General features: G+C 59.1%; 17 protein-coding genes. 12 read left to right on the forward strand and 5 right to left on the reverse strand.

All coding sequences use genetic code 11. From position 1 onward, the window contains the following. Positions 1-9: 9 nt before the first annotated feature. The 3 genes from uvrD (at position 10) to IT895_RS18530 (ending at position 3,955) form a co-directional block, all read left to right on the forward strand. Complete coding sequence (uvrD, locus tag IT895_RS18520) at positions 10-2,208, forward strand: DNA helicase II (protein ID WP_199284320.1); 2,199 nt, start codon at positions 10-12, stop codon at positions 2,206-2,208. A 65-nt stretch (positions 2,209-2,273) separates the two neighbouring features. Next, positions 2,274-2,753 carry a phosphate-starvation-inducible PsiE family protein gene (locus IT895_RS18525; protein WP_066316467.1) on the forward strand — a complete coding sequence of 160 codons (480 nt, stop codon included), beginning with the start codon at positions 2,274-2,276 and terminating at the stop codon, positions 2,751-2,753. Between the two features lie 107 nt (positions 2,754-2,860). Continuing rightward, a complete protein-coding gene (locus IT895_RS18530; protein ID WP_085920032.1) occupies positions 2,861-3,955 on the forward strand; it encodes a TRAP transporter substrate-binding protein in 1,095 nt (364 codons plus the stop codon). An 89-nt stretch (positions 3,956-4,044) separates the two neighbouring features. On the opposite strand, the gene IT895_RS18535 is transcribed toward IT895_RS18530, so the two are convergent. Beyond that, the gene (locus IT895_RS18535) at positions 4,045-4,458 is read right to left on the reverse strand and encodes an acyl-CoA thioesterase (protein ID WP_085920031.1); all 414 of its coding nucleotides are present in this window, start codon (positions 4,456-4,458) and stop codon (positions 4,045-4,047) included. Positions 4,459-4,591: 133 nt separating this feature from the next. Here IT895_RS18535 and IT895_RS18540 point away from each other — a divergent pair, with 133 nt between their 5' ends. From IT895_RS18540 to cysZ, 6 genes are all read left to right on the forward strand, one after another. Then, the gene (locus IT895_RS18540; RefSeq protein ID WP_199284321.1) at positions 4,592-5,521 is read left to right on the forward strand and encodes a PstS family phosphate ABC transporter substrate-binding protein; all 930 of its coding nucleotides are present in this window, start codon (positions 4,592-4,594) and stop codon (positions 5,519-5,521) included. A gap of 101 nt (positions 5,522-5,622) precedes the next feature. Continuing rightward, entirely contained in the window at positions 5,623-6,735 is a 1,113-nt protein-coding gene (locus IT895_RS18545; protein WP_085920030.1) for an ABC transporter permease subunit, read from the forward strand. Next, the gene (gene pstA, locus IT895_RS18550; RefSeq protein WP_233337305.1) at positions 6,732-8,129 is read left to right on the forward strand and encodes a phosphate ABC transporter permease PstA; all 1,398 of its coding nucleotides are present in this window, start codon (positions 6,732-6,734) and stop codon (positions 8,127-8,129) included. Before IT895_RS18545 ends, pstA begins: the two co-directional genes overlap by 4 nt. Then, positions 8,123-8,938 carry a phosphate ABC transporter ATP-binding protein PstB gene (pstB, locus tag IT895_RS18555; protein ID WP_199284322.1) on the forward strand — a complete coding sequence of 272 codons (816 nt, stop codon included), beginning with the start codon at positions 8,123-8,125 and terminating at the stop codon, positions 8,936-8,938. Before pstA ends, pstB begins: the two co-directional genes overlap by 7 nt. A gap of 28 nt (positions 8,939-8,966) precedes the next feature. Further along, positions 8,967-9,695 (forward strand): phosphate signaling complex protein PhoU, encoded by a 729-nt coding sequence (gene phoU / locus IT895_RS18560; RefSeq protein ID WP_066316478.1) that lies wholly within the window; start codon positions 8,967-8,969, stop codon positions 9,693-9,695. Positions 9,696-9,777: 82 nt separating this feature from the next. Further along, the gene (gene cysZ, locus IT895_RS18565) at positions 9,778-10,512 is read left to right on the forward strand and encodes a sulfate transporter CysZ (protein WP_199284323.1); all 735 of its coding nucleotides are present in this window, start codon (positions 9,778-9,780) and stop codon (positions 10,510-10,512) included. 520 nt (positions 10,513-11,032) lie between these two features. Here cysZ and phoR read toward each other — a convergent pair. The 4 genes from phoR to IT895_RS18585 form a co-directional block, all read right to left on the reverse strand. Then, positions 11,033-12,355 (reverse strand): phosphate regulon sensor histidine kinase PhoR, encoded by a 1,323-nt coding sequence (gene phoR, locus IT895_RS18570; RefSeq protein ID WP_199284324.1) that lies wholly within the window; start codon positions 12,353-12,355, stop codon positions 11,033-11,035. 2 nt (positions 12,356-12,357) lie between these two features. Next, positions 12,358-13,047, reverse strand: coding sequence for a phosphate regulon transcriptional regulator PhoB (phoB, locus tag IT895_RS18575; protein ID WP_085920025.1), 690 nt, complete (start codon positions 13,045-13,047; stop codon positions 12,358-12,360). A 78-nt stretch (positions 13,048-13,125) separates the two neighbouring features. Continuing rightward, a complete protein-coding gene (gene ubiA, locus IT895_RS18580; protein ID WP_199284325.1) occupies positions 13,126-14,034 on the reverse strand; it encodes a 4-hydroxybenzoate octaprenyltransferase in 909 nt (302 codons plus the stop codon). 35 nt (positions 14,035-14,069) lie between these two features. Beyond that, a complete protein-coding gene (locus IT895_RS18585; protein WP_199285525.1) occupies positions 14,070-14,567 on the reverse strand; it encodes a chorismate--pyruvate lyase family protein in 498 nt (165 codons plus the stop codon). 156 nt (positions 14,568-14,723) lie between these two features. Between IT895_RS18585 and IT895_RS18590 the strand changes: the two genes are divergently transcribed. The 3 genes from IT895_RS18590 (at position 14,724) to IT895_RS18600 (ending at position 16,630) form a co-directional block, all read left to right on the forward strand. Then, complete coding sequence (locus tag IT895_RS18590; RefSeq protein ID WP_199284326.1) at positions 14,724-15,893, forward strand: NAD(P)/FAD-dependent oxidoreductase; 1,170 nt, start codon at positions 14,724-14,726, stop codon at positions 15,891-15,893. A 69-nt stretch (positions 15,894-15,962) separates the two neighbouring features. After that, positions 15,963-16,274 carry an HU family DNA-binding protein gene (locus tag IT895_RS18595; protein WP_172822115.1) on the forward strand — a complete coding sequence of 104 codons (312 nt, stop codon included), beginning with the start codon at positions 15,963-15,965 and terminating at the stop codon, positions 16,272-16,274. Beyond that, positions 16,274-16,630, forward strand: a complete 357-nt coding sequence (locus IT895_RS18600; protein ID WP_085920021.1) for a hypothetical protein — start codon at positions 16,274-16,276, stop codon at positions 16,628-16,630. The genes IT895_RS18595 and IT895_RS18600 overlap by 1 nt, the downstream gene beginning before the upstream one ends. Positions 16,631-16,744 lie beyond the last annotated feature (114 nt).

The raw sequence follows: 16,744 nt of genomic DNA on the forward strand, positions 1-16,744 counted from the left end.
GCGGCTTATATGGACGACGTCACGGCGATACTCGATCAGCTTAACTCCGACCAGCGCGAAGCGGTCAGCGCCCCTCAAGGCAATCTGTTGGTACTGGCGGGTGCCGGCTCGGGCAAAACCCGCGTGCTGGTGCACCGCATTGCCTGGCTGATGCAGGCCGAGGGCCTGTCCCCCTATGCGCTGCTGGCCGTGACCTTTACCAACAAGGCCGCGCGAGAAATGCGCACCCGTCTGGAAGCGCTGCTGGGGCTGTCGTTGCGCCATGTCTGGGTGGGCACCTTCCACTCGATCTCCCATCGCCTGCTGCGCACCCACTGGCAGGATGCGCGGCTGCCACAGCACTTTCAGATCATTGACGCCGACGACCAGCTACGGCTTGTAAAACGCCTGCTGAAAGACTACTCCATCGACGACGAACGCTACCCGCCCCGCCAGGTACAGCATTTCATTTCCGGCTGTAAGGAAGAAGGCCTACGCCCGCATCAGGTCAACGTGGACGGCGATGCCTATATGGGGCAGATGGTCGAGCTCTACGAACGCTACCAGTTGACCTGTGAACGCGGCGGGCTGGTCGATTTCGGCGAGCTCCTGCTCAGAAGCCTTGAACTGCTGCGCGACAACCCCGCACTGCTGGCCCATTACCGCGAGCGCTTCGGCCACCTGCTGGTCGACGAATTTCAGGACACCAACACGCTCCAGTACGCCTGGCTGAAGCTGCTCACCGGCATGCAGACGCCAATGACCGTGGTCGGCGACGACGACCAGTCGATCTACGGCTGGCGCGGGGCCAAGGTCGAAAACATCCGCCGTTTCGAGCAGGAGTTCCCCCAGACGCACACAGTCCGCCTTGAGCAGAACTACCGCTCCACCAGCGCGATTCTCGATGCGGCCAACGCCTTGATCAGCCACAACAGCGAACGCATGGGCAAACAGCTGTGGACCGACGGCGTCGAGGGTGACCCTATATCCGTCTACGCAGGTTTTAACGACCTCGAAGAAGCGCGCTTTATCGTCGACACCATCAAGGAAAAAGTCGATGAAGGCCTCAACCGCCGCGATATGGCGATTCTCTACCGTTCCAACGCGCAATCGCGTCTGCTGGAAGAGACGTTGATCCGCCAGGGAATGCCCTACCGTATCTACGGCGGCCACCGCTTCTACGAACGGCTGGAAATCAAGAACGCCCTGGCCTACCTGCGACTATTGCTCAACCGCGACGACGACGCTTCTCTGGAAAGGGTGATCAACGTGCCGACGCGGGGCATTGGCACCCGTACGGTGGAAATCGTTCGCCTGCGCGCCCGCGAGCAAAACATCCCGCTGTGGCAGGCACTGCACGACGCGATTCACGACGGCACGCTGAAAGGCCGCGCGGGCAACGCGGTGCAGGCCTTTGCCAACCTGATCGAGCAGTTGGATAACGACGCCTCCGGGCTCCCACTGCACGAGATCATCGACCACGTAACCGCCCACACGGGCCTGATCGAACACCACAAGAGCGAACGTGGCGAGAAAGGCCAGGCGCGGGTGGAAAACCTCGAGGAGCTGGTCAACGCCGCGCGGGCCTTCACCCACGGCGATGCCTTTGAAACCCCGGAAGCCGGCGAAGGCATGGCGGCACTGGAGGCGTTCCTGTCAGAAGCCGCCCTCAATGCCGGGGATCACGAGGCCGAAGAGTTCGAGGACAGCGTGCAGCTGATGACGCTGCACTCGGCGAAGGGCCTGGAATTCCCCGTGGTATTTATTGCGGGCGTCGAAGAAGGCCTGTTCCCCCACAAGATGTCACTGGAGGAGCCGGGAAGGCTCGAGGAAGAACGTCGCCTGTGTTACGTCGGCGTGACCCGCGCGATGCAGAAACTTTACCTCACCCACGCCGAAACCCGCCGCCTGCATGGCAAAGAGGTGTTTCCACGCCCGTCGCGCTTTCTGCGCGAACTGCCGCCGCACCTGCTCGAAGAAGTGCGCCTCCGCGGACATATTTCCCGCCCGGTCACCGCCTCGCGCACGTCCTTCGCACAACAAAGTGTCGAGGCCAGCGACGACCTGCCCAGCCTGCATGTTGGCCAGGGGGTAGAACACCCGGTCTTCGGTGAAGGGATAATCCTTAACGCGGAAGGTGAAGGCGCCCGCGCCCGGGTCCAGGTCAGCTTTGAAGGCGAGGGTGTTAAATGGCTGGTGTTAGGTTTCGCCAAGCTGACACCGCTTTAAACGACTCGCGACGCATTACTGACGCATCTTTGCGTGCGCGCACCGACTGCCCCACAGAGAACCTTATGAAACAACGCTTGAAACGCCTCTTTCCCGAAGTGTGCAACGGCTGGTCAGCCTTGAGCGGCTACCACCGTTTTGAACGCATCATCTCGTTGATACTGACCCTGGCCATCGCCGGGGCCGTGCTGGTTGCCATGTACTACCTGGTCATTCACGTAGTCCAGCTGTTATTCATTCAAAGCCGTGACCCCTTTGACTACCGCGTGTTTCAAGCGCTATTCGACATGATTCTTACCGTGCTGATTGCCATGGAGTTCAACAACTCCATTGTACGGACGATGACCAGTGGCAAAGGCTTTATCCATGTCGAGATTGTCGTGCTGATTGCCATCATGGCACTGGTGCGCAAGTTCATGGTGCTGGACATGGAAACCATCGATCCCTGGCAGATTGCCTCGCTGGCCGCGGCAGTGCTGGCGCTTGGGGGCTGCTACTGGCTGGTTCGCCATGCCAACCGCATGAAAGATGCCAGCGACGATTGATCGGAAAACTTGCGGGCAAAATTCGCCCTCACGCATACTGACGGGCGGAATCGGTGCCCGTGCGCCCCATAAAAAATAGCAACATTACGTTTGGAGTCTTGCTCATCATGCAACGCCGTCACTTTCTCAAAACCGCCAGCCTTGGCGTCGCAGGGGCCGCCGCCGCCCCTTTCGTGTCCACCTCCCAGGCCCACGCCAACGAAACCTACAACTGGGACATGGTCACCTCCTGGCCGAAAAACTTTCCTGCGCTAGGCACCGGTGCCAATGACTTCGCCCGTCGGGTGGAGCAGCTTTCCAACGGCCGCATGACAATTACCGTCCACGGCGCGGGCGAGTTGGTACCTGCGCTTGAAGTCTTCGATGCTGTGGCGGCGGGCACTGCGGAAATGGGCCACTCGGCGTCATATTACTGGCGTGGAAAAGTCGCCGCTTCGCAGTTTTTCACGGCCGTGCCCTTCGGCATGACCACCACCGAAATGAACGCCTGGCTTTACCACGGTGATGGCCAGGCGCTGTGGGATGAGATTTACGCTCAGCACAACCTGAAGCCCTTTGCTGTCGGCAATACCGGGCCGCAAATGGCGGGCTGGTTCAAGAAAGAGATCAACTCGCTGGACGATATGCAGGGCCTCAAGCTGCGCTTGCCGGGACTAGCTGGTGAAGCCATGAACGGCATCGGCGTGAGCACCGTCAACATGCCGGGGTCGGAGATCTTCACCTCGCTGCAAACCGGCGTACTGGATGCCGCCGACTGGGTCGGCCCCTATAACGACCTGGCCTTCGGCTTGCATCAGGTGGCGGACTACTACTACACCTCGGTGTGGAATGAGCCAACAGCCGCGCTTGAGGGCACCATCAATCTCGACGCCTGGAACGCGCTGCCCGACGACCTGAAAGCCGTCGTCACCGAAGCCGCACGCGCCTCAAATCTGGCGATGTACAGCGAGTTTGCCTTTCGTAACGCCCAGGCCCTGGAAGCCCTGGTGGACGAACACGATGTACAGTTACGCACCTTCCCCGAGGAGGTCATGGCGGCGCTCTATGAAAGCTCTCAGAAAGCCATCCAGCGTCAGGTCGAAGACGACGAAGCATCGCGCCGGGTGTATGAGTCCTATTCGGCGTTCCAGAAAATCGTCCGTCCCTTCAGCGATGTTGGCGAATACGCCTATTTGAAAAGCCGTGATAACGTAGGTTCATAGGCGTTTAGATCGCAGACAGGCATAAAGGGCGCTGACTCAAGCGCCCTTTATGTTTAGAGTCATGTTTCTAGAGTCGCTATAGGGCCTGTTTAGTCATGCACCGCGCGGATGCGGCCATTGTCGTCCAGCGCCACCATCACAAAGCGTGCCTCGGTCACCTTTTGGCGCTCGTCCAGATGCTGTTCGTGTAGGGCACGTACCCACACCTCCACATCGATCTTCATCGAGCTATGCCCCACCTCTTGAAGCTGGGTGTACACGCTCACCATCGACCCGACCCGCACCGGGCTTAAAAAATCCATTGCCTCAATGGCCACGGTGGCGGTTCGCCCGCCGGCTTCACGGCCAGCCGCCAGCTCGGCCGCCTGATCCATCTGGTTCACCAGCCATCCGCCGGAAATGTCACCGTAAACATTGGTATCCTGGCGCGAAGCCAGTAATTTGAGGGTCAATTGCCCTTGGGGGGCAGGCACATCGTCCAAATCGGTATCCAGCAGTGTCATGTGTCGGTCGCTTTGTCGGTTTATTATTGTGAAAATCAGGTCGCCATCTGAGGCGCGCCTTGCTGCATTGCAATAAATAACGAGTTAATCACAAGAGAGCTTCCGATTGAATAGTAACGGTTTCGCTTTTCGCATGAAATATCGCGCGGCACTGGGCCTGGCCTGGCTGCTCTTGAGTTTGCCGCTTGTCGGCTGGGCACAGCCCCAGCAGCCTTCCGTGAGCGGCACCCTGGGCGCCGTTGGCTCGGACACCATGGCCGGATTGATGCTGCGCTGGGGCGAAGCGCTTACCACTCAATATCCGGAAATCAACGTGCAATTTCAAGCCAGCGGCTCTGCCAGCGCACCGCCGGCTTTGTTGGCGGGCACTACCCGCATCGGCCCCATGTCCCGGCGCATGACCCACGAGGAACGCAACGCTTTTATCGAGCGTTATGGCTACCCACCGCTGGAACTGCGCGTGGCACGCGATGCGCTTATCGTGATTGTACATCGTCACAACCCACTGTCGGCGATCTCACGTCAGGACGTGGATGCGGTTTTTTCGACCACCCAGGCCTGTGGTGGCGAACAATCGATCGCTCGCTGGGAAACATTGACCCAGGACGCGACGGCGCCAAGCGGTCGCATCGCCTTGCACGGACGGAATATGGCCTCGGGCACCTACGGCCTGTTTCGTCAACGCGCGCTGTGCGACGGTGAGTTCCGCCCCGATATCAGCGAGTACATGGGCGCATCGGCGGTCGTCGCGGCCGTAGGCGAGTCCTACAGAGCAATGGGCTATTCTGGTCATAACCACTTGACGCCATCGGTAAAGGCACTCTCACTGACCACTACGCAGGGTAACGCCGTGCCGCCCAGCGAAACCGCCATTCAAAGCGGCGACTATCCGCTTTCCCGCTACCTGTATATCTACGTCAACCTGCCGCCTGACGAATCGCTACCTGCCGCCGAGCGGGCGTTTCTGGATCTCATCATGTCGACTGAAGGTCAGAAAATTACCCGGGCGTCGGGTTTCGTTCCCCTGCCCCTGGACGATCTGGAGGCTCAGCGGGCATGGTAGCCGGAATCTGTCATTTAATTGTCACATTGGTCACGTAACGTAAGGAGCATGCATGTACCCCCAAACGCTGACCCTACCGCTGACTTGCCCATGATAGTCAAATGACTCGCGCTCGGCTCTTTCATCAGCCGCTTCGCCACTTGCAGGACCGCATCGCCACCGGACTCATCACCGCCGGTGGTATCGGTGTGTTGCTGGCGATATTGGGTATTGGGGTATTTTTGGTCTGGGAAGCAGCCCCCTTGTTGCTGGATGGCGACAACGCCTCGCTTGCCATGCTCTCGCCGCTGGCGTGGGGAACGCTGAAAGCCGCCCTGATGGCATTACTGTTTGCGTTGCCGCTCGCACTGGGGGCGGCCGCCTATTCAGCGTTTTTCATGTCGACCCGACTACGCAGCCGCATCAAACCAACCCTGGAAATGATGGAAGCCATCCCTGGGGTGGTCATCGGCTTTATCGCCGGTATGCTGCTCGCCCCCTGGGTCGAGCGCCACTTGGCCAGCACCCTGGTGGTCATCGTCTGGCTGCCGCTTAGTGCCGGGCTCGCCGGTCTGGTCTGGCACCTGGCAAGCCGCCGCTGGCAGCGTCGTCTGCCGCTTTCGTGGGCAGCTCTGTGGCTGATTCCGTGGCTCATTGTCATGTTCATCCTCGCCCTGTGGTTAACGCCACTGGTGGAGCAGACCTTTTGGGATGGCGACCTTCGCCAGCATCTTTATGCCGTGTTTGGACTCGATTACGTCACCCGTAATGCCCTGATTGTCGGCCTGGCAATGGGCTTCGCCGTGATTCCCAGCGTCTATTCGCTGGCCGAAGATGCGCTCACCGAGGTGCCTCGCCCGCTGATGGAAGGCGCTCAGGCGCTCGGCGCCAGCCGCTGGCAAGCGGTCGTTAAAGTCGCGCTTTCCGCAGCTGGGCCGGGGCTGTTTTCAGCCATCATGATCGGCGCAGGCCGAGCGGTGGGGGAAACCATGATCGTACTGATGGCCAGCAGCAATACGGCGCTGCTTAGCGCCAGTCCCTTCGAAGGCATGCGTACCATGGCCGCCGCTATCGCCATTGAGCTGCCCGAAGCCACTGCGGGGAGTACTCCATATCGCATGCTGGTGCTCGCAGCCCTGTTGCTGTTCCTGTTCACCTTTTTAGTCAACACCCTGGCCGAGCTGGTTCGCCAACGGCTGCGCCGTCGCTACCAGCGACTGGGGGGGGCTTCGTGAAGTGGCTGAAAAGTGCCGTACAGCAGGGCATCTGGCCGTGGCTGTGCGCGGGCTGTGTAGCCCTCTCCTTGCTCATGCTGGGCGCCTTGCTGGCGTTACTGCTGACACGTGGCCTGGGCCATTTCTGGCCGGCAACACTGGATGAAATCACCCTGCACAATGGCGATGTGGTGGCAGGCGAGGCAGTCCGCGATATGCCGCTTCCCAACCGGGCAGGTAGCGAACGCCTCTACTTTACGGGCAATCGTGACATCGACGACGCCCGCTGGCGCTGGGTGGCGATTGACACCATTGCACAACAGACCCAGCCCGCGGCACTGCTGCGTCTGAAACGGCGCACCTGGGGCGACTTTATCGGCTATCTGGAAGCCATTGAGGTAAACGGCGAGCGCTTTAGCGGCCATACTGCCCTGCAGCAAGCAAAGCAGGCGCTCCAGCTGTCCGCGCCCGAGCGCGCTCGCTATCAGCTCACCTTGCGTACGCCCCAGGGGCAAACCCTGCGCCAGCCGCTTGCCACCGTGCTGAGCATTGAAGCGCCCAATGCCATGCACGTTGGCCAAAAAGTGCAGCGCTGGGCAACGGACGTCTGGCAGTTTTTAAGCCAGGGACCGCGTGCCGCCAATACCGATGGGGGGGTGTGGCCGGCTATTTTCGGTACCATGCTGATGGTGATTCTAATGTCGGTGATCGTCACGCCTTTTGGCGTGCTGGCCGCCATCTATCTCAATGAGATTGCCCATCAGGGACCCCTCACCCGCCTGGTACGCATAGGCGTCCGCAATCTCGCGGGGGTACCGTCCATTGTCTACGGTGTCTTCGGCCTGGGGGTCTTTGTTTATGGCATCGGCGGTTCGCTGGATACGTGGTTCTTTGACGACGCGCTGCCGTCCCCCACCTTTGGTACCGGTGGCCTGTTATGGGCATCGCTGACCCTCGCCCTGCTGACGCTGCCGGTGGTGATTGTCGCCACCGAAGAGGGACTGGCGCGCATTCCCGACGCCCAGCGTGAAGGGGCGGTGGCTCTGGGCGCCACGCGATTTGAAATGTTGAAGCGTATCGTACTGCCCATGGCCACTCCCGCTATGTTGACCGGCGTCATTTTGGCCGTGGCGCGAGCGGCCGGTGAAGTTGCGCCTCTGATGCTGGTGGGTGTCGCCAGGCTCGCGCCACAAATGCCCCTCGACGGTGAATTTCCCTACTTACACCTGGAACGCAAGTTTATGCATCTTGGCTATCATCTGTTTGACACCGCCTTTCACGGCGAGGATGTCCAGGCAGCGATCCCGTTGGTCTATGCCACGGCCCTGTTATTAGTGCTGATTGTGCTGGTGCTTAACCTAACTGCCATATTATTGCGTCATCATCTACGTCGTCAGCGAGGAAGCGAATGCTAACATCCCGACACGTCGATCAGGCCACGCAGGCCCCCGTGACGCATTTCCCAGCGGATCAGTGCTGTCTGGAGATTGACCAGTTCAGCCTGGCCTACGCAGGGAAACCGGCTTTGCAACGGCTAACGCTGCAGGTCCCGCGCCACCGGGTCACGGCCTTTATCGGCCCTTCCGGGTGTGGCAAATCGACTTTTTTGAGAGCAATCAATCGCTTGCATGACCTTAATGAGTCGGTCAGCCACAGCGGTGAGATCAGCCTTGAAGGACATAATATTCATGCGCCGGAAATGAACGTCACAGAGCTGCGCCGTCGGGTGGGTATGGTGTTCCAGACCCCTAACCCCTTTCCGATGTCGATCTACGAAAATGTCGCCTTTGGTCTGCGCTTGCAGAAACGGCTCGCCAAGCGCCAACGGGATGACATCATCGAGTGGGCGCTCACCTCGGCAGCCCTGTGGGATGAAGTCAAGGACCGCTTGCATCGCTCTGCCTGGCAGCTGTCAGGCGGGCAACAGCAGCGCCTGGTCATCGCGCGGACGCTGGCGGTGCAGCCCGACGTGCTGCTGCTTGACGAGCCCGCATCGGCGCTTGACCCGATTTCGACCCTCAAGATAGAAGAGTTGATTCGAAATCTGAAATCTCAGCTAACGTTAGTGTTGGTGACTCACAATATGCAGCAGGCGGCCCGTGTGTCTGATTACACTGCCTTCCTGCAACAGGGTGAGCTTGTAGAGTACGGACCCACCGACCACGTTTTCACTAATCCTCGTCTACAACGAACCGAAAACTATATAACCGGCCGTATGGCTTAGGTTGACGCAACCCCGTTAGGAGGGCTCCATGGACATTACCAGCGATACTCACAGCCAGCATATCTCGCGCCAATTCAATCATGAGTTGGAAGAACTCAAGACCCACCTGATGGCCATGGGCGGCATGGTGGAAAAACAGGTCCAGGACGCCGTCTTCGCGCTCCTGGAAAGTGACTCGCGGCTGGCCGAGAAAGTCCGCGACAACGACCGTCAGGTCAATGACCTGCAACTGCAGATTGATGACGAGTGCACGCGTATTCTCGCGCGTCGTCAGCCGGCCGCTTCGGATTTGCGCCTGGTGCTCGCCGTCATCCGTGCTACCTCTGACCTGGAACGGATCGGCGATGAAGCCAGCAAGATCGCCCGCAATGCGCTCAGCCTGAGCGAGAGCAGCAATCCCCTTCGCGGGCTGGTGGAAGTGCGCCATATCAGCGAGCACGTGCGTAAAATGTTGCGCGATTCGCTGACTGCCTTTGCCCGCTTCGACACCGAACTGGCCATGCAGGTCGTGCGTGAGGATGAGTTTGTCGATAGTGAATACGGCAGCGCCATGCGTTCCTTGATGACCTTCATGATGGAAGATTCGCGCTCGATCACCTCGGTACTCAGCATCATGTGGGTGCTGCGCGCACTGGAGCGGGTAGGTGACCACGCCAACAACCTGGCCGAGCACGTCGTCTACCTCGTCAAGGGGCTGGATATCCGCCATACCGACCCTGAGACACTGGACCAGCAGGCAGCACCGAAAAAGTCTTGACCTGCCCCCTGATTCCTCATGCAATACGCCCTGGCTGCACGGCAGCCAGGGCGTTGTCATTATCGAGGAGTCACACGTTTTCATGCTGGATGCATTCACTGCCATCAGCCGAGGCACACGTTGTGTCTATAAGCCTGGGCTAAGGCGTTATGTCTTTTTACCCATCCTGGTCAATCTGCTGGTCTACGTCAGCATGTTCAGCTTTGTGATAAACCGCTTTGAGGGCTGGTTGGCGCATTGGATGAGTATGGTGCCCAGTTGGCTGGACTGGCTGTCGTGGCTTATCTGGCCCCTTTTCGTGCTTAGCCTGTTGGTCGTGGTGTTTTTTACCTTCACGCTGGTGACCAGCTTGATTGCGGCACCGTTTTACGGCTTCTTGGCCGCTAAAGTTGAAGTTCAGGTCACCGGGCATGAGCCTCTGGATGATCGGGGGCTGGTCAAAACGACCATTGATGCGCTGGGCCGCGAAATGGTCAAGCTGGGTTATATCCTGCCCCGTGCCGTACTGCTGTTCGTGATTGGCTGGATTCCAGGTCTTAACCTGTTGGCACCCCTGCTATGGGCGCTGTTTTCCGCCTGGGTGATGGCCATCACCTATCTGGATTACCCGATGGATAACAACAAGGTAGCGTTTCGCGATATGCGCGGTCGCCTATCGGCTCGCTGGTGGCAAAGCTTAAGCTACGGCGGTCTGGTCACGCTATTGACGTGGATCCCCCTGGCCAACCTGTTTTTGATTCCCGGTGCCGTGGCCGGGGCGGTGCTGATGTGGGATTACCATTATCGCCATGCCCGGTCGGTGACCAAGCGTTCTTGACGTATGCGCAAGGCCAGTATACAGAGGCTGAAAGAAGGGAAAGCTGACGTTGTTAAAAGGCTGACAAAAACAAGACCCCGCCAAGGCGGGGTCTTCGACAGTGATCATTTTAGGCGGTGGTGCTTACCAGCTTCCAATCCTTTTGCGGGACTCCAACCGTGGACGTTACCCTGACTGGCAGTGTGACCGCCTTCTAGACTCATCCAATGAATCTTGAATCATCCCTGCTAATGCAGAACATCCTTGCTCGGCATTGGGCTACTGTCTAAGCGTAGTTACTTTTCTTTGTTTCGTAAAGAAAAGTATCAACAGTTTTCTGCATCTTACAGTGACAGATACTGTCTTGCCTATAGAAGAGCATCCTCTATGCCAGCTTTTCGCTATTTCACTTATTAGCCATTAATAACAATGAGTTAAATTACATTCACTATGCCAATTGATCGCCAGGAGGTGTCATTTGGATACGCTGGATATGTGTCGCAATGGCACATGTGACGCCGTTACTCAGCGACACAGCCAGCTATGTAACCGAGGAGACACTACGCGGGGGCGTGGAAGGCGTGCTAAGGCGGGCCGCCGGGAAAACACAGCGGAAACGGGCACCTTCACCCGGATGCGAGTCGATTTGCAACTGAGCATCGTGGCGCAACAGCACATGCTTAACAATCGCAAGGCCCAGCCCGGTGCCCCCGGTAGCGGTACTGCGGCCTTTATCGACGCGATAAAACCGTTCGGTGAGGCGGGGAATGTGCACAGGGTCTATCCCTTCACCATCGTCACACACTTCGATACAGGCACCTTGGCCAAACGCTTTCCAGCACAGCGTAATCTCGCTGCCAGCAGACGTATAGCGCACCGCATTGAAAGCCAGATTAGAAATGGCACTGCGGATTTCCTGCTCGCTGCCCACCAACTGCGCGGGGTAGTCGCCTTCAATGGTGAGCGTGTGCTGATGCTCGGAAAGCGCCAGCGCATCGGCCCCGACACTGTTTAGCAGGGACGTCACGTCCATTGGCTGATGATCCTGTCCGCCCTGATCAATTTCCAATCGCGACAGCAGCAACAGGTCGTTGACCAGATTTTGCATGCGCTGTGTCTGAGCCTGCATCTGCCCAATGCTGCGCCCCAATCGGGGTGGAAGCTGGTCCGCCATTTCGCCATAGGTTTCGAGATAGCCCGATAACACGGTTAACGGTGTGCGCAGCTCATGGGAGACGTTGGCAACGAAGTCGCGGCGCATCTGCTCTAGCTGATGCAAGCGCGTAATATCGCGCGCCATGACCAGGCGCTCGTCGTCACCATAAAGGGTAATCTGGTACTGCAAAATGCGACGCTCATCGATCGGCGACGTGAGCGTCAGCGGCTCACTGTAGTCGCGGGCGTTGAAATAGCTGATGAACCGCGGGTCGCGAAGCAGATTGGTAATATGTTGTCCACGGTCGTGAGCGGTTTGTAGCCCCAGCATATTGCTGGCAGCGCTGTTCCACCACTCCAGGTCGCCGTGACGGTCGAGCATCACCACGCTATCGCGCATGGCTTCCGAGGATTCTTGAATGCGGGCAAGCGTCGAGCGGAGACGGCCCTGGGTAATCCGTTGGCTTTTCTGATATCGGTACAAACGATCAAACAATTCGCCCCACAGTCCTCCTGCGGCCGGCGGTTCATCCTGCGGGCGTTGCGTCAGCCAGCGGTAAGCGGCGCGCAATTGCCGCAAGTGGTAGACCAGACACATCGCGAAGCCACCGGCCAACCCCAGGCCCGGCAGGCCAAGTAGCCATCCCAGGCAGATGCCGAGTGCCGCCCAACCTAGCAAACGCCAAAGCTCACGGCTCCACAAACGCACGGTTAAGCTCGAGCGGAGAAGCGGTAGCCCGTACCGCGTACCGTTTGGATCAAGTTCTGATGTCCGTCGCCCAGGGCTTTGCGTAGCCGACGAATATGAACATCCACAGTGCGCTCTTCCACGTACACATTACCGCCCCACACCTGGTCGAGTAACTGGCTACGTGTGTAGGCCCTTTCCTGATGGGTCATGAAGAATTGCAACAGCCGGTATTCGGTCGGCCCCATATCCAGCGCTTTACCGTAGGCACTTACCCGGTGGCCCACCGGATCAAGCAGCAACCCATTAATTTCGATGGGATCTTCCACGCCACGTGGGGTCGCACGACGCAGCACGGCCTTGAGGCGTGCCACGAGTTCACGGGGCGAAAACGGCTTGGTGATATAATCGTCGGCCCCCGCTTCAAGCCCCTGTATCTTATTGTCTTCTTCACCCTTGGCGGTGAGCATGATGATCGGCAGTTCGGCGGTGGTTTCCTCGCGCTTGAGGCGCCGAGCCAACTCGATGCCGCTGGTACCGGGCATCATCCAGTCGAGCAATAGCAGGTCAGGCTGATGATCAACGACCATGGCGTGGGCATCCTGAGCGTTGTCCGCTTCAAGAACACGGTAGTCGGCCATTTCCAGCGCCACCGCGATCATCTCGCGAATGGATGCTTCATCATCGACGATCAAGACGGTCTTGGCGGTCATTCCAGAGCCTCACGGTGTCCGATAGAAAGTAATCCAGTGACAGGTACATGACGATCACACCATGACTTGATGACAATTCTATGACATTGACAGAGATTCGCCAGCCGTTGGCCACCAACTCAGCGCAATACCGGCAAACACCAGCAGGCCCGACCAGTGATTATTCAGAAACGCCTGAAAACAGGCATCCCGCTCACGGTGACGGATCAAGCGCTGCTGGTGAATAAACGTCGCCGCCATCCCCGCCAGGCCGAGCCAGAAAAAACCGCCCAGCCCGAGGCGCGCGCCCACCCAGGCCAGCAATGCCAGCGTGGCCAGCTGAAGCAGCCCGATCACCAGCCGGTCGGCATTACCCAGCAACACGGCCGTCGATTTAATGCCAATCTTGATATCGTCGTCACGATCAACCATGGCGTACTGGGTATCATAGCCAACCGTCCACAGCACATTGGCAAAGAACAGCAGCCATGCCTCTACCGGCACATGGCCAAGGACCGCACCGAACGCCATCGGAATCGCCCAGGAAAACGCCGCCCCTAGCACTACCTGGGGAAAATGCGTGTAGCGCTTCATGAACGGGTAGATAAACGCCAATACCACGCCGCCCACCGACAGCAACACGGTAAACCAATTGGTCAACAGCACCAGCATGAAGGCCGCCGTCACCAGCCCGATAAACAGCAGTTGGGCCTCGGTTTCACTGATCCGCCCGGTAGCCAGCGGGCGCTGTCGGGTACGTTTGACGTGGCCATCGACGTGACGATCGGCATAATCATTGACCACGCAGCCCGCTGCGCGCATGACGTATACCCCGGCGATAAAGATGAGCAGTACGTTGCGCCCGGGTACCCCTTCGCCGGCGACCCATAAGGCCCACAGCGTTGGCCACATCAGCAGCCAGGTACCGATCGGCCGATCCAGACGCATCAGCTGTATAAAATCCGCCAGCCGACTCAACCCGGTTGGCCGTAATAAAGAACGATCCATGCTTACCTCACCCATCCAAGAGACGCAGCGTTAGCCTAGCGCGAAGGCAGCGCAAGATCATCCGCCATGGTCGATAAAAAGTATTCCTGTACCAGCAGCGATAACCCGCCGTGCTGACAGCCGTGCTGAAATACCGAGCGGCGCCCCCACAGGCTGCTGGCATCGCCAGGGAAGGTAAAACCAGGCGCATGACGCGTGGCGTACAGCGGGCCACGCACCAGGTCCGGCTGGCGAAACAGCCAGCTGCCCAATGAACGCTCACCCAGGTTTTCCAGACACTGGCCTCTGAGCGCCTTGAGGGGAGCCACCGAACGCGCCACTACCCATGGTGTTTCATCCACACACAGGGCGACCTCCCGGCGCCACGCATAGCGCCGGGCGGCCATACCCAGCGCCAGGGCCTCATGCGGGTGTGGAAAGCCAACCCCCTGGCGTAACAGACGCACGCGGAAAGGCCGCTCGCCCCCTGCGGACACAATACGCGCCGTGAGTGAGTCCGTGGAGGCAACCCATTGCCACCACGGCGCGCTCATCGCCGGACGCAGCGCTCTAATGGGACGCCAACATGGCAAGTCAGGGGCAGTTTCAACACAGTGACGCGACACCAGAGCCTCCAGGCAATTAAACGATCACCTAGTGTAACATGTGGGCTTTACAGGCTTTTGTCCCACTGACCACTGGATACCCGGATGCCCTCATCACACGCTGAGCTCGTTATCGTTGGCACTGGCATGGCGGGCGTTGGTCTTGCCCGTGCGCTGCGCCGCAAAGGCGATACGCGCACCCTGCACTTGATCAGCGCCGATAGCGGCGACGATTATACCAAACCACTGCTGTCTACCGGCTTCGCCAAACGCCTCCCGCCCGAAAAGCTCGCACAGCGCAACGCCGCGGCGCTTGCCGAATCACTTGACGCTCGAGTGATCACCCACACCCCTGTCCGCCAGATTGACGTGGCTAACCGCTCGCTGCGGCTGGAAGATGACCAAGCGCTTGGCTACGACCGCCTGGTGTTAGCCACCGGCGCCGAGCCAAGGGTGCCCATGGCGATACCCGATTCCGTCAAAGCGCATTGCTTTACCGTCAACGATCTTGACGACTATCGCCGTTTTCATCATGCGCTGGGGACAGCGCCTGCTCGCGTGGCGGTGATCGGCGCAGGCCTCGTCGGCTGCGAGTTTGCCAATGATCTGCACGCGGGCGGTCATGACGTCACCGTTATTGCCCCCGATGCCACACCGCTTTCCCGCTTGCTGCCTGGCCCCCTGGGCCGAGCACTCGGCAAGGCGTTTGTTGACGCAGGCATCCACCTTGCCCTGGGCAGAACCATCAAGACCATGGCCCTTAATGATGACCCCGGCGTGACGCTGACGCTGGATAACGACGACACGTTCAACGTCGATGTCATCTTGATGGCGACGGGGTTGACCCCGCGTACCGCTCTGGCTGAGACAGCAGGGCTCACGGTTTCCGCCAGCGGTATTCTGGTGAACCGGCAACTGCGCACCTCTCACCCGGATATCGATGCGCTGGGCGACGTTGCCTGCGTCGACGGCATCAACGCCATGTACGTTCAGCCCCTGCAAGCCAGCGCCCAGGCGCTCGCCGCCACCCTGGTCGGCACACCCACACAGGTCAGCTTCGGGGCCTGGCCGGTGATCGTCAAAACGCCCCTGCTACCGGTGGTTGCCTACCCACCGGTCGAGGCCCCTGAACGTTGGCGGATCGAAGGCGAAGGCGGTGATATGACGGCAATCGCTGAAGATAAAGACAGACGTTTGATTGGTTTTGCATTGACAGGCAACTGCGTGAGAAGGAAAGTGGAGCTTTCCAGAGCAGCCCCTACGCTGCTAGGCTGAATTCCGCGGCGCTCGCGGCTTGGCTGAAACGACGGCCGCGCCTACAGTGTCCTTACCAACAACACGACAGTGTATCTTGCACGATCATTAAACAAAGGGAGTTTCCTTATGCGTAAACCTGAACTTGCAGCCGCCATTGCGGAAAATGCTGATCTGTCCAAAGATAAAGCGGGCCAAGTCCTCAACGTCATCCTTGATGAAATTACCAACAGCGTGTCCAAAGGCGAAGACGTTGCCCTGATCGGTTTTGGCACCTTTACCGTCCGCGAACGCGCTGCGCGTACCGGCAAAAACCCACAGACCGGTGCGCCGCTGCAGATTCCGGCCAGCAAAAATGTCGCCTTCAAGCCGGGTAAAGCGCTCAAGGACGCTGTTTCCTGATGAAGCTCAAACTGACGCTGTGGCTATTGGGCTTCTTGCTCAAACGTGCCCTGCGCCGCAAGCCGCGCTTTCGCGAACAGCTGGAACGCATGCGCGGCCTGGACTGGGGCATTGCCACAGAAGATTTGAGTACTGCCCGTTACTACCGGATGACGCCAACCAGCGTTACCAGTGGTAAAGGGTTGCCGGTCGACCTGGACCTTGAACTGCGCTTTCGCGACGACGAGGCCGCTTTACGCATCCTCAAGAAGCCCACGCAGCAAGCCTTCCTCGACGGCATGATCAACGGCGAGGTCCGCCTGGTAGGCGACTCTGCCGATATGAACAAGCTACAGAAACTGCTCAAGCATTTGTAGTTTGCGGCCCCGACAGCACTGCTAGCGCTCGAGGGGCCAGTCACGTCACCCTGTCCGGATACCGCCGGTGACTCGCCCACCCCGCTGCTAGGTTACCCCCTCGCCGGTCACTGA

Origin of the sequence: Halomonas sp. A40-4, assembly GCF_015767635.1 — a bacterium.
GTDB lineage: Bacteria > Pseudomonadota > Gammaproteobacteria > Pseudomonadales > Halomonadaceae > Vreelandella > Vreelandella janggokensis.

Bases quoted from the DNA above. Each gene is read 5' to 3' on its own strand.
- IT895_RS18585 (WP_199285525.1), bottom strand. From the start codon at position 14,567: ATGAGCGCGCCGTGGTGGCAATGGGTTGCCTCCACGGACTCACTCACG.
- IT895_RS18525 (WP_066316467.1), top strand. From the start codon at position 2,274: ATGAAACAACGCTTGAAACGCCTCTTTCCCGAAGTGTGCAACGGCTGG.
- IT895_RS18540 (WP_199284321.1), top strand. From the start codon at position 4,592: ATGAAATATCGCGCGGCACTGGGCCTGGCCTGGCTGCTCTTGAGTTTG.
- pstB (WP_199284322.1), top strand. From the start codon at position 8,123: ATGCTAACATCCCGACACGTCGATCAGGCCACGCAGGCCCCCGTGACG.
- phoU (WP_066316478.1), top strand. From the start codon at position 8,967: ATGGACATTACCAGCGATACTCACAGCCAGCATATCTCGCGCCAATTC.
- ubiA (WP_199284325.1), bottom strand. From the start codon at position 14,034: ATGGATCGTTCTTTATTACGGCCAACCGGGTTGAGTCGGCTGGCGGAT.
- IT895_RS18530 (WP_085920032.1), top strand. From the start codon at position 2,861: ATGCAACGCCGTCACTTTCTCAAAACCGCCAGCCTTGGCGTCGCAGGG.
- IT895_RS18545 (WP_085920030.1), top strand. From the start codon at position 5,623: ATGACTCGCGCTCGGCTCTTTCATCAGCCGCTTCGCCACTTGCAGGAC.
- IT895_RS18535 (WP_085920031.1), bottom strand. From the start codon at position 4,458: ATGACACTGCTGGATACCGATTTGGACGATGTGCCTGCCCCCCAAGGG.
- uvrD (WP_199284320.1), top strand. From the start codon at position 10: ATGGACGACGTCACGGCGATACTCGATCAGCTTAACTCCGACCAGCGC.
- IT895_RS18590 (WP_199284326.1), top strand. From the start codon at position 14,724: ATGCCCTCATCACACGCTGAGCTCGTTATCGTTGGCACTGGCATGGCG.
- IT895_RS18600 (WP_085920021.1), top strand. From the start codon at position 16,274: ATGAAGCTCAAACTGACGCTGTGGCTATTGGGCTTCTTGCTCAAACGT.
- phoB (WP_085920025.1), bottom strand. From the start codon at position 13,047: ATGACCGCCAAGACCGTCTTGATCGTCGATGATGAAGCATCCATTCGC.
- cysZ (WP_199284323.1), top strand. From the start codon at position 9,778: ATGCTGGATGCATTCACTGCCATCAGCCGAGGCACACGTTGTGTCTAT.